At 71.4% G+C, this 13,734-nt stretch carries 12 protein-coding genes; 3 read left to right on the top strand and 9 right to left on the bottom strand.

What is annotated here, in order from left to right:
• Positions 1-115: 115 nt before the first annotated feature.
• Positions 116-1,546: a GH1 family beta-glucosidase gene (locus QQM72_RS24845; RefSeq protein ID WP_314223071.1), complete on the top strand. Its 1,431-nt coding sequence runs from the start codon at positions 116-118 to the stop codon at positions 1,544-1,546.
• 183 nt (positions 1,547-1,729) lie between these two features.
• Here the strand turns inward: QQM72_RS24845 and QQM72_RS24840 are convergent, their stop codons facing one another.
• From QQM72_RS24840 to QQM72_RS24815, 6 genes are all read right to left on the bottom strand, one after another.
• A complete protein-coding gene (locus tag QQM72_RS24840; protein ID WP_314223070.1) occupies positions 1,730-2,614 on the bottom strand; it encodes a carbohydrate ABC transporter permease in 885 nt (294 codons plus the stop codon).
• Entirely contained in the window at positions 2,611-3,591 is a 981-nt protein-coding gene (locus QQM72_RS24835; RefSeq protein ID WP_314223069.1) for a carbohydrate ABC transporter permease, read from the bottom strand. Before QQM72_RS24835 ends, QQM72_RS24840 begins: the two co-directional genes overlap by 4 nt.
• Before the next feature lie 33 nt (positions 3,592-3,624).
• A complete protein-coding gene (locus QQM72_RS24830) occupies positions 3,625-4,941 on the bottom strand; it encodes an ABC transporter substrate-binding protein (protein ID WP_314223068.1) in 1,317 nt (438 codons plus the stop codon).
• A 251-nt stretch (positions 4,942-5,192) separates the two neighbouring features.
• Positions 5,193-6,659: a glycoside hydrolase family 18 protein gene (locus QQM72_RS24825; RefSeq protein ID WP_314223067.1), complete on the bottom strand. Its 1,467-nt coding sequence runs from the start codon at positions 6,657-6,659 to the stop codon at positions 5,193-5,195.
• Between the two features lie 162 nt (positions 6,660-6,821).
• Entirely contained in the window at positions 6,822-8,198 is a 1,377-nt protein-coding gene (locus QQM72_RS24820; protein WP_314223066.1) for a sensor histidine kinase, read from the bottom strand.
• Positions 8,195-8,914: a response regulator transcription factor gene (locus QQM72_RS24815; RefSeq protein ID WP_314223065.1), complete on the bottom strand. Its 720-nt coding sequence runs from the start codon at positions 8,912-8,914 to the stop codon at positions 8,195-8,197. Before QQM72_RS24815 ends, QQM72_RS24820 begins: the two co-directional genes overlap by 4 nt.
• A gap of 154 nt (positions 8,915-9,068) precedes the next feature.
• On the opposite strand from QQM72_RS24815, the gene QQM72_RS24810 reads away from it, so the two are divergent.
• Positions 9,069-9,602: a hypothetical protein gene (locus QQM72_RS24810; RefSeq protein ID WP_314223064.1), complete on the top strand. Its 534-nt coding sequence runs from the start codon at positions 9,069-9,071 to the stop codon at positions 9,600-9,602.
• Between the two features lie 122 nt (positions 9,603-9,724).
• On the opposite strand, the gene QQM72_RS24805 is transcribed toward QQM72_RS24810, so the two are convergent.
• Positions 9,725-10,591: a spermidine synthase gene (locus QQM72_RS24805; protein ID WP_314223063.1), complete on the bottom strand. Its 867-nt coding sequence runs from the start codon at positions 10,589-10,591 to the stop codon at positions 9,725-9,727.
• Positions 10,592-10,963: 372 nt separating this feature from the next.
• The gene (locus QQM72_RS24800) at positions 10,964-11,353 is read right to left on the bottom strand and encodes a hypothetical protein (RefSeq protein ID WP_314223062.1); all 390 of its coding nucleotides are present in this window, start codon (positions 11,351-11,353) and stop codon (positions 10,964-10,966) included.
• 256 nt (positions 11,354-11,609) lie between these two features.
• Here QQM72_RS24800 and QQM72_RS24795 point away from each other — a divergent pair, with 256 nt between their 5' ends.
• Positions 11,610-13,067: a hypothetical protein gene (locus tag QQM72_RS24795; RefSeq protein ID WP_314223061.1), complete on the top strand. Its 1,458-nt coding sequence runs from the start codon at positions 11,610-11,612 to the stop codon at positions 13,065-13,067.
• Positions 13,068-13,131: 64 nt separating this feature from the next.
• Here QQM72_RS24795 and QQM72_RS24790 read toward each other — a convergent pair whose 3' ends face one another.
• On the bottom strand, positions 13,132-13,725 hold the full coding sequence (locus QQM72_RS24790) for a histidine phosphatase family protein (RefSeq protein ID WP_314223060.1): 594 nt from the start codon (positions 13,723-13,725) through the stop codon (positions 13,132-13,134).
• Between the last annotated feature and the right edge of the window lie 9 nt (positions 13,726-13,734).

Raw genomic sequence — 13,734 nt, 5'->3', positions numbered from 1 at the left:
TCCCGTCCGTCCGTCCGTGACTTCACGGGGGCCGGGTCACCGCCGCCCCGGCCCCCTCCACACCACTTCCCCCCCGACCTCGTCGGTCTCGACGACCACCCATGGGAGCGCTTCCATGCCTGAGCCCATCACTCCGGTGACCTTTCCGCCCGCCTTCCTCTGGGGTGCCGCGACCTCCGCGTACCAGATCGAGGGGGCGGTGCGCGAGGGCGGCCGTACCCCCTCGATCTGGGACACCTTCAGCCATACGCCGGGCAAGACGGCCGGTGGCGAAACCGGTGACATCGCTGTCGACCACTACCACCGCTACCGCGACGACGTGGCGCTGATGGCGGAGCTGGGCCTGTCCACGTACCGCTTCTCCATCTCCTGGTCCCGGGTCCAGCCGACCGGCCGGGGCCCCGCGGTGCAGGTGGGCCTGGACTTCTACCGCCGCCTGGTGGACGAGCTGCTGGCGAAGGGCATCAAGCCGGCCGTCACCCTCTACCACTGGGACCTCCCCCAGGAGCTGGAGGACGCGGGCGGCTGGCCGGAGCGGGACACGGCGTTCCGGTTCGCGGAGTACGCGCAGATCGTCGGCGAGGCGCTCGGCGACCGCGTGGAGAACTGGATCACGCTGAACGAGCCGTGGTGCAGCGCGTTCCTGGGCTACGCGTCCGGGGTGCACGCGCCGGGCCGCACCGAGCCGGTGGCGTCGCTGAAGGCGGCGCACCACCTGAACCTGGCGCACGGTCTGGGCACGTCGGCGCTGCGCTCGGCCATGCCGGCCCGCAACTCGGTGGCGATCAGCCTCAACTCCTCGGTGGTGCGCCCGCTCTCCCCGGGTGACCCGGCGGACCTGGCCGCGGTGCAGAAGATCGACGACCTGGCCAACGGCGTCTTCCACGGCCCGATCCTGCGGGGCGCCTACCCGGAGACGCTGCTGGCGGCGACCTCCTCGCTGACGGACTGGTCGTACGTCCTCGAGGGCGATCTGCGCGCCATCCACCAGCCGCTGGACGCGCTGGGCCTGAACTACTACACGCCCACGCTGGTCTCGGCGGCGGACGCTTCGGTGCGGGGTCCGCGCTCGGACGGTCACGGCGCGAGCGACCACTCGCCGTGGCCGGGCGCGGACGACGTGGCCTTCCACCTGACGCCCGGCGACCGCACGGAGATGGGCTGGTCCATCGACCCGACCGGCCTGCACGAGCTGATCATGCGCTACACGGCGGAGGCCCCGGGCCTGCCCCTCTACATCACGGAGAACGGCGCGGCCTACGACGACAAGCCCGACTCGGACGGCCGTGTCCACGACCCGGAGCGCATCGCCTACCTGCACGGCCACCTCGCGGCGGTCCGGCGGGCGATCGCGGACGGCGCGGACGTGCGGGGCTACTACCTCTGGTCCCTCCTGGACAACTTCGAGTGGGCGTACGGCTACGAGAAGCGGTTCGGCGCGGTGTACGTGGACTACGCGACGCTGACCCGCACGCCGAAGTCGAGCGCGCTGTGGTACAGCCAGGCGGCCCGTACGGGCACCCTGGCGCCGACCGAGACCAACTGACCCGGGGAGCGGGGAGAGGGCGCGGCGGGCTGGGGGGCCTGCCGCGCCCTTCGCCGGCGATCACTCCCGTCCGCTTTCCGTCCGGGTCGGCGGGATCAGTGGCACGCTCGTTGCGCCCACTCCCTCCTGTCGCCGGAGGTGTCGGCGCGCCGGCAGGGGCGGGCGGAGAGGGAGGGGCGGGCGTCAGCCCTTGTTGGCGCCCAGGGTCAGGCCGCTGACGAACTGGCGCTGGAGCACGAAGTACACGATCAGCGTGGGGATCGCGGTCAGCAGGGCGCCGGCGGCGACCAGGTTGGGGTCGGTGAAGTACTGGCCGGAGAGGTTGTTCAGGGCCGAGGTGATCGGCATGTTCTCCCCGGTGGAGATCAGCACGATCGCCCAGAAGAAGTCGTTGTAGATCCAGATGGAGAGCAGGGTCGCCAGGGCCGCCATCGCGGGCTTGCACAGCGGCAGCACGATCTGCCGGTACAGCCGCCACACGGACGCGCCGTCGACCAGCGCGGCCTCGGTCAGCTCGTGCGGCAGCGAGCGCATGTAGTTGCTCAGCACGAAGGCGCAGAAGCCGGACTGGAACGCCACGTGGATCAGGACCAGGCCGAGCGCGGAGTCGTAGAGCTTGCCGCTGGCCGTGATGCCCGGCAGGTCGACCAGGAGGTAGAGGCGGTACAGCGGGGTGATGATCACCTGCTGCGGGAGCAGGTTGCCGGCCGTGAACACCAGGAGCAGGAACAGGTTGACCCGGAAGTCGAAGCGGCTGACGTAGAACGCCACGCACGACGACAGGAAGAGGGTCAGGAGCACGGCCGGGACCGCGATCAGCAGCGTGTTCCCGAAGTAGTGCAGCATGTCCGACTGCTGGAAGGCGTTGGTGAAGTTGTCCGGGCTCAGCTTGTCCGGCCAGGAGACATAGCCCTTCTCGCTGGTCTCCGCGTAGGGGCGCAGGGCCGCGAACAGGGCCCACAGCAGGGGTGCCAGCCAGGCCAGGGACGTCAGGACGAGGAACGTGTGCAGCAGGATCCGGGCGGGGCGGACGGGGGTGCGCTGCCTGGACGCGAGGGTCGCGCTCATGCTCGTCGCTCCTTCCGGAAGGTCGCGATCAGGTACGGGATGATCACGGCGAGGGAGATCACCAGCAGGACGACGGCGATCGCCGATCCGTATCCGATGCGGCTGGACTCGCCGATGATGTTGTTGGTGACCAGGATCGACAGCAGTTCGGTCCCCTGGGCGCCCTTGTTGAAGACGAAGACCAGGTCGAAGGCGCGCAGGGCCTCGATGATCGTGACGACGAGGACGACGGTGTTCGTGGGCCGCAGGGTCGGGAAGACGACGTTCCTGAACGTCTGCCACTCGTTCGCGCCGTCCAGTGCGGACGCCTCGCGCAGGGCCGGGTCGACGCTCTTCAGGCCGGCCAGGTAGAGGATCATCATGTAGCCGGCGTGCCGCCAGGAGGCGGCGATGAGGATGGCCCAGAGGTTGAGGTCCGGGTCGCCGATCCAGTCGATGTAGTGGCCCGGTTCGTTGGCGCCGATCAGGCTGTTGATCAGGCCCGTGTCCGGGTTGTAGACGAGCTGCCAGACGAAGCCGATGACGGCCATGGAGACCACGACCGGCAGGAAGAAGGCCGTCTGGTAGACCCGGCTGAACCGGATCCGCTTGTCCAGCTGGACCGCCAGGAAGAGCCCGAACGGGGTCGGGATCAGGATGAGCACGACGAACCAGACGACGTTGTGCTGGACGGCGGGCCAGAACTGCGGGTTGTTGCTGAACAGCTCCCTGAAGTTGTCCAGCCCCACCCACTTGATCGAGTCGAAGCCGATGCCGTCCCAGGTGGTGAAGGCGAGGGCGACGGAGGCGAGCGCGGTGACCCAGACGAGGGCCACGTGCAGGATCGTCGGCACTCCGGCCATCAGGCCGAGCGTGAGCCGGTCGCGGCGGGTCAGCAGGCGCCGGTGGCCCTGCGGAGCGCGCTTCCTCGGGGTCGCGGTGCCCGCGGGCGGCTCGGCGGCCGCCTCCGGGATCTTCGTGGTCGTTTCGGAGCTCATGTGTCGGTGCTCATCCGCCTCGGCTCGAGCGTCTCAGCCGGACGCGAAGATCGTCTTCTTCTGACGCTCGATCGAGGTCAGCAGGCTGTCGATCCCCTTGGGGTCGCGGACGAACTTCTGGAGCGCGGGCTGCATCACCGTGGAGGTGAAGTCGGGCCGGCTGTCACGGTCCATGAACTGCGTGAGGTGCTTGGCGCCGCTGATCATCGCGTACGCCTTCTTCTGCAGGGCGGTGTACGAGGAGGTGTCGGCCTTGGAGGAGGCGGCGACGACGCTCGGGTCGGCCTTGAGGTAGATCGCCTCGGCCTCCGGGGTGCCCAGGTACTGCAGGAGCTTGACGGCGGACGCCTTGCTCTTCGGGGCCTTGGAGAGCATGAAGCCGTCGGTGGGCGCCTCGACGGTGTCCTGGCCGTAGGCCGGGTCGATCTCCGGGAAGGCGAAGAAGTCGAGGTCGTCGGCGTCGGCCTGGTTCGTGAACTGCTGCGCCACGAAGGTACCCAGCAGATACATGCCGGCCTTCTTGGAGACGAGGGTCTGGGCGGCGTCCTGCCAGGTGCGGCCGACGGCGCCGTCCTGGTGGTAGGGGAGGAGCTCGGCCCAGTGGTCGAAGGTCTTGCGGACCTTCGCGTCGGTCCAGGAGGCCTTGCCGGCCATCAGCTCGACGTGGAAGTCGTAGCCGTTGGTGCGGAAGTTGATCTGGTCGAAGGTGCCGAGCGCGGGCCAGGCGTCCTTGTCGCCGAAGGCTATGGGGACGAGCCCGTCCTTCTTCATCTGCTTGCACAGGGCGACGAGCTGGTCCCAGGTGGTGGGGACGGTGTAGCCGTGCTGCTGGAAGACGCTCTTGCGGTAGAAGAGCGCCCAGGGATACGTGTACAGCGGCACGAAGTAGTACTTGCCGTCCTCGCCCTTGCTGAGCGCCTTCATGGCGTCGGGGAAGTCGCCGCCGATCTGCTGCCACACGTCGTCGATCGGGGTGGCGAGCTTCTTGGCCGCGAAGAACTGCATGCGGTAACCGGCGAACCAGTTGAACACGTCGTCCGGGGTGCCCTGGAGGTAGGAGTTGATCTGCTCCTGGAACGTGTTGTGGTCCTTGGTGTTCACGTCGACCGTGATCCCGGACTGCTTCTTGAAGGCCGCGTAGATCTCCGCGAAGGCCTTCTTCGGGACGGCGTCGGAGGCGTTGGAGCCGAGGGTGACGGTCTTCGGGTCGGCCGCGGTGCCGCTGCCGCCGCAGGCGGAGAGCAGGGGTATGCCGGCGCCGAGCACGGCCGCGCCGCCCATACCGCGCAGGAGGGTACGACGGCTCGGGGCGGGGAGAGCGAGGCGGCCGGAGAGGGAGAGGTGGTGCATGAGCGGCTCCTGACGCGAGGTTCGACCACAGAGTGTGTGGCTGAAAGCCGGTCGCAATCGACCAGAAATCAACTTGACCGAACACGGGGTGGCGCAATAACAGCCGTATGTCCGGTCATGCGTCAAGAGCCGCTGGCTTCATTTGTCGAAACGTAATCGACACACCTTGATCACTTACGTGATCAATTCCTCCTCCCCCTCTTGATCATTAAATTGATCGATTCCAGGCACTGATCACTTCTGGGCATTGATCACTTGTAGGCGGCGAACGCCTTCGCGAACGCGGAGTCGGCCTGGACGATCGAACTGCATGTCGCGTCCGCGTAGTTCTTGGCCCCGCCCGCGCACTGCTTGTCCCGGGTGGCCGACCACATCGACAGCGGGCCGAGCCCCTTGGCCTTGGCGAAGGCGACGAGCTGGGTGGCGTCGTCGACCTTGAAGATCTCGGACGTGACGTCGTTCACACCGATCATCGGGGTGACCCCGACCGTCTTCCAGGCCGCGCTGTCACTGAGCCCGAGGACGCTCTTGACCTGTGCCTGGGTGGCGGTGGCGGCCTGCTCGGCATAGGTCCCCATGTCGCCGCTGTACGCCGGCCCGTAGTCCATCGCCATGATGTTGACGGTGTCGATCCCGACACCGGCGGACTTGGCGCCGGCCAGCAGGTTCACCCCGTCCTGCGTCAGCCCCTCGGGCATGACGGGAAGGGTGAACGACACGTTCAGATCCGGGTGCTGCTGCTGGAGCTTCGCGATCGCCTGGGCGCGGCGGGTGTTGGCCGCCGTGTCGGGCAGCGCGCCGCCCTCGACGTCGAAGTCGACCTTGGTCAGCCGGTAGGCGTCCACCGCCCTTCCGTACGCCGCCGCCAGCGCGTCCGCGGAGGAGCAGGCCGTCGCCAGCTCGGAGCCCGAGGCGCCGCCGAAGGACACCCGGACGTCGCCGCCCTCGGCCCGCAGCGCGCCTATCTGGGCGGCCACGCCGTCGCTCGCGAGGTCGGTCACACCACCCCACTTGGGCGTGCAGCCGCCGCCGTCGGTGACGAACGCCAGGTTGTAGTCCTTCACCCCGGTGGCGCTCACGCTCGCCAGGAGGTCGAAGGCGGGATACAGGGAGGTGTCGACGTAAGGGGCGAACCCGGCGGAGGCGGTGGTGCCGGTACCCGTGCTCGCGCTGGTGCTCGGGGCGGGAGAAGTGGTCGCCGAAGAGGTGGGCGAGGAGGTGGCGGTCGGGCTCGGGGCCGTGGTGGGACTCGCGCTCTGGGTCGGCCTGCCACTCGGCTCGGGCGTGGCGCCGTCGTCGGCGGAACACCTGGCGCCGTCGACCAGACAACCGGCCGGATCCCCGCTGCCGTTGACGACGAATCCGACGGTGACGGACTCCCCGACGGCGAGCCCGTCGGTGTCCCACTTCGGCGGCGAGACGGTGACGTGCTGCCCGCTGACCGCGGACTCGGCGTTCCACAGGGAGCTGAGCTTCGCCCCGGCCGGCAGCTCGAACTCGAGCTTCCAGTCCGCCTTCGCCCGACCGCTGTTGTTCGTCACGACGTACTGCGCGGTGTACCCCGTCGACCAGTCGCTGGTCCTGGTGTAGGCGGCCCCGACCCCGGCCGCCTGCGCCGTACCGCCGAGCAGAACGGCCCCGCCGCCCACCACGGCCGCGGCGACCGCACCGCCGATCATCTTGTTCCTGCCACTGATCCTGCGCCGATGCGTGCTCATCACGTGCCTGCCTTCACTGCTCACGGGATCCCGAGGGGGGTGCGGCAGCACGCTAGCCAGCCCGAACCGGGCAAAACGCCTGACAGGGACGGCCGTCGGGGTTCTTAGGGAGCGTTTAAGGAACACATCGGGGGCGGTTAAAGGTCGAGACCGATTCGACCCTCAGGAACGGCCGACGAGCGCCCGCCGCCGTCTGCGGACAGCTCCCCGGTGGCCCCTGCGCACCGGCTCCCGCCCGTCCAGCTGGATCCAGAGCCGCACCTCGGTGCCGCCCAGCACGGAGGAGCCGATGCGGACGTCACCGCCCGTCGACTCGGCGAGCCGGCGCACGATGTCCAGGCCGAGGCCGGTCGAGCCCGCGGCGCCCGAGCCCCGGCCGCGCGCCATCGCCGCCTCGGGGTCGGCGATGCCCGGACCCGCGTCCGAGACGAGGACGATCACCGCGTCCTCGCCGTTGTGGACGTCGACCGCGAAGGCCGTGCCCTCCGGGGTGTGCCGGAACACGTTGCCGAGCAGGGCGTCCAGGGCCGCGGCCAGGTCGGTGCGGGCCACGGGTATGCGGACCGGGCGGTCCACCCCGGCCGTGCGCACCTTGCGGCCCTCGTCCTCCGCGAGCGCCGACCAGAACGCCATCCGCTCCCGGACCACCTCCGCCGCGTCGCAGCCCGCGCCCGGACCGGCGGCCGCCGTCTGCGGCTTGGCCTCGCGCGCCGTCCGGATGATCGTGTCCACCTCGCGCTCCAGCTGGGCGACGGCGGCCCTCGTCTGCTCGGCGGCCGAAGACCCGCCCAGGGAAGCCGCGTTGAGCCGCAGCACGGTCAGCGGGGTCCGCAGCCGGTGGGACAGGTCCGCCGCCAGCTCCCGCTCGTTGGCCAGCAGTTGGACCACCTGATCAGCCATCGAGTTGAACGCCACCGCCGCGAGCCGCAGTTCGTTCGGCCCCTCCTCGGGCACTCTCGCCCCGAGCTTGCCCTCCCCCAGCTCGTGCGCCCCCTCGACCAGCCGCCTCGCCGGCTGCACCATCCGTACGCCCAGCCGGTCGGCGACGGCGACCGAGCCGACGACCAGCGCGGCCCCGACCGCCGCCAGCACCGCCCAGGCCGTGCCGACGCCGTTGCTCACCTCGGACTCGGGGACGAACACCTCGATCACCACGGTCCCCAGGCTCAGCGCGACCGGCTGGAGCAGCGCGGAACCCCCCGCAACCTCGGTGGTGGAGGCGCGGCCCAGCTTCCGTACGGCCGCGATGTCCGCGTCCGCGGCGCGCTGCCGGCCGAGATCGACGGCGGCCCGGCCGTCGCTCGCCGGCAGGTGCACCGCCATGCCGTCGTCCGAGCCCGCCGAGGCCACGACCCGCTCCAACTGGTCGCGGTCGGTCGTGATGGACAACGCCGGAACCACGACCGCCGCCTCCCGCTCGGCGTTGGAGAACGCGCGGTCGCGGGCCATCTCCTTGATGACGAGACCCAGCGGGACGGCGAAGGCGACCACGACCATCGTGGTGACCGCCAGACAGACCTTGACCAGTGCCCATCTCATCGGATCGGTCCCGTCCCCCCGGAGTCGCAGACGGGCGGCTCCAGCTTCACGCCGACACCCCGCAGGGTGTGCAGATAGCGCGGCCGCGCCGCCGTCTCGCCCAGCTTGCGGCGCAGCCAGGACAGATGGACGTCGATGGTCTGGTCGTCGCCGTAGGACTGCTGCCACACCTCGGCCAGCAGTTCCCGGCGCGGGACCACGACCCCCGGCCGGCCCGCGAGAAAGGCCAGCAGGTCGAACTCACGGCGGGTGAGGTCGAGCCGTACGCCGTCCAGTTCGGCCTGTCGGCGCAGCGGGTCGACGGTCAGACCGCCGACCCGGATGACGCTGGAGGACGAGGGCCCCGCGGCACCGGACCGGGCCCGCCGCAGCACGGCCGCCATCCGCGCCGACAGGTGCTCCACCGAGAACGGCTTGGTCAGGTAGTCGTCCGCGCCCGCGTTCAACAGCCGGACGATCTCCGTCTCGTCGTCGCGCGCGGTGGCGATGATGACCGGCACGTCCGTGATGCCGCGCAGCATCTTCAGGGCCTCGGAGCCGTCCAGATCGGGCAGGCCGAGGTCGAGGATGACCACGTCGAAGCGGAAATGGGCGACCTCGCGCAGCGCCTCCAGTGCCGTACCGACGCTGCGCACGAGGTGCGAGGCGTCGGTCAGCTGCCGGATGAGCGCCGAGCGTACGAACTGGTCGTCCTCGACCACGAGCACACTTGCCATGCGCCGCAACCTACGCCATGCGGGCGCGGGTCATTCGGGCCTGTGGACAACTCGGCCCCTGTGGACGAACGGTGAGGCGACCGTGCGCGGCCGAGGCGACGGCCGAGGACATCCGTGCGACACGGGTGAGGCGCGTGGGGCAAGATGGCCCGCGATGCGCAGAGGACTCGTACACGTACTTGCCTGGTCGCTCGCCACGGGCGCGGCGGTCACGCTGTCGTGGTGGGGTGTCCACACGGTGATGGCGGGCACGGCCTACGACCCGCCGCGCGCCCTGCCGCTCACCACGGGCGACACGGTCTCGCGGGAGTCGACGCCACCGGCCCCGCCGACGAGCAGCCCGTCCGCGTCGCGGAGCGCGTCCCCGCCCCCGAGCCGGACCCCGGCGTCCCCGTCCCCCTCCCGGACGGCGACGGCCTCCGGCCCCTCCCCCAGCGCCTCCGGAACGCCCCGGGGCACGTCCCAGGGCACGGTCAGGAGCTACGACACCGACGGCGGGCTGGTCGTCTTCGACCTGGGGAAGGCCTCCGCGTCGCTGGTCTCGGCGACGCCGGGCGCGGGCTGGTCGATGCAGGTGTGGAAGACGGAGTCGTGGATCCGGGTGGAGTTCAGCTCCGGCGCGGACCGGGTGTCGGTGTTCTGCACCTGGCACGACGGACCGCCCCGGGTGGAGGTGGGCACGTACTGACGCCCGGAGCTGCGGGCGTCGGGCCTCGGGCGTCGGGCGTCGGGCGTCGGGCGTCGGGCCTCGGGCGTCGGGCCTCGGGCGTCGGGCGTCGGCGTCGGCGTCGGCGTCGGCGTCGGTCCGGCCTAGCGGAAGACCGAGGGCGGCGGGGCAGGTGAGGCCACCGCCGACGCGTCCACGACCGGTATCGCGCCGCCGGTGAAGTCGGTGAGCGCCCTGCCGTGCTCGACCCGGCCGGGGTGGGGGTCGGAGGCGGCCCTGCGGGTCAGTTCGGCGGTGGGCAGCGGCAGCTCGGAGGCGACCAGCACGGCGTTGCCGAACCGTTTGCCGCGCAGCACGGTCGGGTCCGCGACCAGCGCGAGTTCCGCGAACCGGGCGGCGGCGGTGGCGATCTGGCCGCGCAGGTGCGCGAGCGGCGGACCGTCGGCGAGGTTGGCGGCGTAGGCCCCGCCCGGCTTGAGCGCCCTGCGGACCTCGTCGAGGAACTCGGTCGAGGTGAGGTGGGCGGGTGTCCGGGCGCCGCTGAACACGTCGGCCAGGACGAGATCCGCCCACCCGTCGGGCACCTTGGCGAGACCTTCGCGTGCGTCGACCGACCTCACCCTGATGCGCGCCCCCGGGTCCAGCGGCAGCTCCCGGCGGACCAGCCGGACGAGGGCCGCGTCCCGTTCGACGACCTGCTGGGTGGAGCGGGGGCGGGTGGCGGCGACGTACCGGGCGAGGGTGAACGCGCCGCCGCCGAGATGCACGACGTGCAGGGGCTTGCCGGGCGGTGCCACGAGGTCGATGACATGACCGAGGCGCCGCTGGTACTCGAAGGAGAGATGGGCGGGGTCGTCGAGGTCGACGTGCGACTGGGGGGCTCCGTCGATGAGCAGCGTCCAGGCCCGCGCCCGGTCCCGGTCGGGTACGAGCTGGGCGAGACCGCCGTCGACGGGCTCGACGACGATGTCGGCGTCCCGCTCGCGCCGGGTGTTCCTGGACTTTGCCATGACAGCATTTTCGCAGCCCGCCGACGCTCCCCGCGCGCCCGCCCGAACAGCGCCCGAACAGCGCCCGGACGGCGGCCGGGCAGAGGCCTGACGGTGGCCGGACGGTGGCCGGGCATGGACCGCACGAGCACGTGGGCACCGGCCGGACGAACAGGTGAGCCACGACCGTGCGCCTCGCCCCGCTCGACTCCTCCCCTGTGGCCCACCGGCCGCACAAGCAGGCGGGCACCGGCCGGACAAGGAGTCGGGCAGGCGGGCAGGCGGGCAGGCGGGCAGGTGCCGAACGAGCGGTCATGGAGCTCACGGACACGCGCGCGTGCGTTCGGGGCCCACGCGCAGCCGGGTGCCCCGCCGGTCACATCGCAGGCGTCCTCACCGGCAGCTGTCCGCCGCCTCGATCAGCCGGGCCGCCTCACCCAACGCCCGCCGCAGCACCGCCGGATCCGTCGCGAGGTCGGCCTCGCCGGGGGGCACCAGCCAGTCCGAGCCCCGAGGGTGCGACTCGGGGGCGAGTCGCAGCCCCCTGCCGTCGGTCTTCGTACAGGTACTGCCCGGCACGTCCCATGCAGCCGCCGTCCCGGCCGGCACCACGAAGCCGAGCGTGTCGTCGCCGTCGTCGTGCAGGACGGGCCCCACCCCGTCTCCCGTCGATCCCCTCCGCAGGATGTCGACCGCCTCCAACCCCTGACGGGTCGGCACCGTCACCAGGTCGCACGCCGCCACCGATGTCATAGAAGGAACGTTGCTCTGGCTGGTCTCCATCCCGGCCTCCACCGCGCAGCCCGCCTGTAGTCCACAAGGTTCAACGCCTCACGGCGTCAAGGGCTACGGCGGAAGTCCGCCGCAAAGGATGGCAGTTCATGGCAGATCGGGGATGAGATATCCGGTTTGTAGCCAAACACCGCATGGCGGCCCGACCGCAACAGGTACGTTCTTGCCCGCCGGGAACAAGGGTGCCACACGGACAAGTCATCCCTATTCCGGCATGGTTCGACGGTTCGCACGAGAGGACCCGGCCATGGCGTCGTCAATGGTGACCCCACCTCGGCCCGACCGGCCGGCACGGCCCAACCTCGCCTTCCGCCAGCTGCGCGGACATCGCTCGCCCGCCGAGTTCGCCGCACTCGTGCGGCGGGCCGCGCGTGAGATCGGCGAGTGCGTCAGCTGTGACGCGCGCTACATCGGGCGCGTCGAGGCGGGCGAGATCCGCTGCCCCAACTACGCCTACGAGCGGGTGTTCCTGCACATGTTTCCCGGCCGCACGCTCACCGATCTGGGGTTCGCGCCCCGCGCGACCGTGCGCGGACGAGTGGCGCGCGCCCCTGAGGACGCGCCCTGCGCGCACACCACAAGACCGGAGCGCACCACCAGTGATGAGCGGAACACGGCTGAGACGGGTGGGGCGTACCAGCCGTATGACACGCAGGACCCGTACGACAAGTACCACGACCACGAGGAGAGCGACGTGCTGCGTCGCGCATTCATGACCGGCGGAGGTGCCACGATGGCCGCCGCCACGCTGGGCCCCCTCGGCCTCGCCCACGACGCGTCGACGGCTCGTCCCGTGCGCCGCGCGGGAGCGAGCGAGGCCGGCGCCCTCGAAGAAGCGGTCCGCAGGATCCGGCTGCTGGACGACCGGCACGGGGCCGACGGCCTCTACCGGCGCGCGGCCGCCCCGCTACGCGCCGCCTACGCGCTGCTGGACGCCGGGACGACCCGGCAGACGACCGCCGACCGGCTCCACTCGGGCGCCGGGGAGCTCGCCATCTCGGTGGGCTGGCTGGCACACGACTCGGGCCGGTTCGACGACGCGCGCTCGCACTACGCGGAGGCGCTGGCGACCGCCCGGATGACCGGGGACGAGGGACTGGAGGCGCACGCCTTCTGCAACACGGCGTTCCTGGCGCGGGACGCGGGCCGACCCCGCGAGGCCGTCCGTGCCGCCCAGGCGGCCCAGCGCGTCGCCCGTCCCCTGGGCTCGCCCCGCCTGATGTCGCTGCTGGCGCTGCGCGAGGCGGGCGGCTGGGCGGGGCTCGCCGACCGCACCGGCTGCGAACAGGCCCTCGTCCGCGCGCAGGCCCTGTACGACCGGGGTCCCTGCGACAGCGACCCCGAATGGATGAGCTTCTACGGCGAGGCCGAGCTCGAGGGGCTCGAGGCACAGTGCTGGTCGACGCTGGGCGACTGGCCGCGCGCGGCCCGGCACGCGAAGCGGGCGGCGGACCTCCAGGACCCGCACTTCTCCAGGAACATCGCGCTGTACACGGCCGAACTGGCGGACGACCTCGCGCGCGGGGGCCTCCCCGACGAGGCGGCGGTGGCCGGGATGCGGGTCCTGGACCTGCTGGACCAGGTCCAGTCCTCCCGGATCCAGACGATGCTGGCGGGTACGGCCAGAGTGCTGCTGCCGCACCGGCGGGCGGGGGGCGTGTCCACGTTCCTGGAGCGGCACGCCTCGACACCGCGGATGGTGTGAGACCTGGTCTGCGAAGCCGCCCGCGGTCGCCGCGACCGCCCGCGGTCACCCGACGTGCACGCGGCTACCCCAGGTGCCCGAGGTCGTTCCAGCTCTCGATCGCCGGTTCGCCGTAGGCCCAGCCCAGGACCGACAGGGACGTCGGGTTCAGCCGGATCCGGGCCGCGAAGTCCAGCGGCAGACCCAGCCAGCGCGCCCCGATGGAACGGAGTATGTGCCCGTGGGCGAAGACCAGCACGTCCCGGTCCGCCGAGCGGGCCCAGGCGACGGCCTCGTCCGCGCGGGCGGTCACCTCGGCGAGCGTCTCCCCCTCGGGGACCCCGTCGCGCCAGATGAGCCAGCCTGGCCGGACGGCCTGGATCTCGGCGGGGGTCATGCCCTCATAGGCGCCGTAGTGCCACTCCATCAGGGTGTCCCAGGTGGTGGCCCGCTCACCGAAGCCGGCGAGCTCGCACGTCTCCCGCGCGCGTGCCAGCGGGCTGGTGCGTATCTCCACGTCCGTCAGGCCTTCGTACGGGGCCCGGTGCAGCCGCTCGCCGAGCAGCTTGGCACCCCGGCGGCCCTCCTCCAGGAGAGGCACATCGGTCCTGCCGGTGTGCTTGCCGGACAGCGACCACTCCGTCTGTCCGTGCCGGGCCAGCAGGATGCGCGGTGCCATGGGGGACCT

It is taken from the genome of Streptomyces zaehneri, assembly GCF_032248645.1.
GTDB classification, from domain to species: domain Bacteria; phylum Actinomycetota; class Actinomycetes; order Streptomycetales; family Streptomycetaceae; genus Streptomyces; species Streptomyces coriariae.
The sequence above is the reverse complement of the archived record's forward strand: the minus strand, read 5'-3'. Positions and strand labels throughout refer to the sequence as shown.

Coding starts and splice junctions, on each gene's coding strand:
- QQM72_RS24845 (WP_314223071.1), top strand. CDS start 116: ATGCCTGAGCCCATCACTCCGGTGACCTTTCCGCCCGCCTTCCTCTGG.
- QQM72_RS24840 (WP_314223070.1), bottom strand. CDS start 2,614: ATGAGCGCGACCCTCGCGTCCAGGCAGCGCACCCCCGTCCGCCCCGCC.
- QQM72_RS24835 (WP_314223069.1), bottom strand. CDS start 3,591: ATGAGCTCCGAAACGACCACGAAGATCCCGGAGGCGGCCGCCGAGCCG.
- QQM72_RS24830 (WP_314223068.1), bottom strand. CDS start 4,941: ATGCACCACCTCTCCCTCTCCGGCCGCCTCGCTCTCCCCGCCCCGAGC.
- QQM72_RS24825 (WP_314223067.1), bottom strand. CDS start 6,659: ATGAGCACGCATCGGCGCAGGATCAGTGGCAGGAACAAGATGATCGGC.
- QQM72_RS24820 (WP_314223066.1), bottom strand. CDS start 8,198: ATGAGATGGGCACTGGTCAAGGTCTGTCTGGCGGTCACCACGATGGTC.
- QQM72_RS24815 (WP_314223065.1), bottom strand. CDS start 8,914: ATGGCAAGTGTGCTCGTGGTCGAGGACGACCAGTTCGTACGCTCGGCG.
- QQM72_RS24810 (WP_314223064.1), top strand. CDS start 9,069: ATGCGCAGAGGACTCGTACACGTACTTGCCTGGTCGCTCGCCACGGGC.
- QQM72_RS24805 (WP_314223063.1), bottom strand. CDS start 10,591: ATGGCAAAGTCCAGGAACACCCGGCGCGAGCGGGACGCCGACATCGTC.
- QQM72_RS24800 (WP_314223062.1), bottom strand. CDS start 11,353: ATGGAGACCAGCCAGAGCAACGTTCCTTCTATGACATCGGTGGCGGCG.
- QQM72_RS24795 (WP_314223061.1), top strand. CDS start 11,610: ATGGCGTCGTCAATGGTGACCCCACCTCGGCCCGACCGGCCGGCACGG.
- QQM72_RS24790 (WP_314223060.1), bottom strand. CDS start 13,725: ATGGCACCGCGCATCCTGCTGGCCCGGCACGGACAGACGGAGTGGTCG.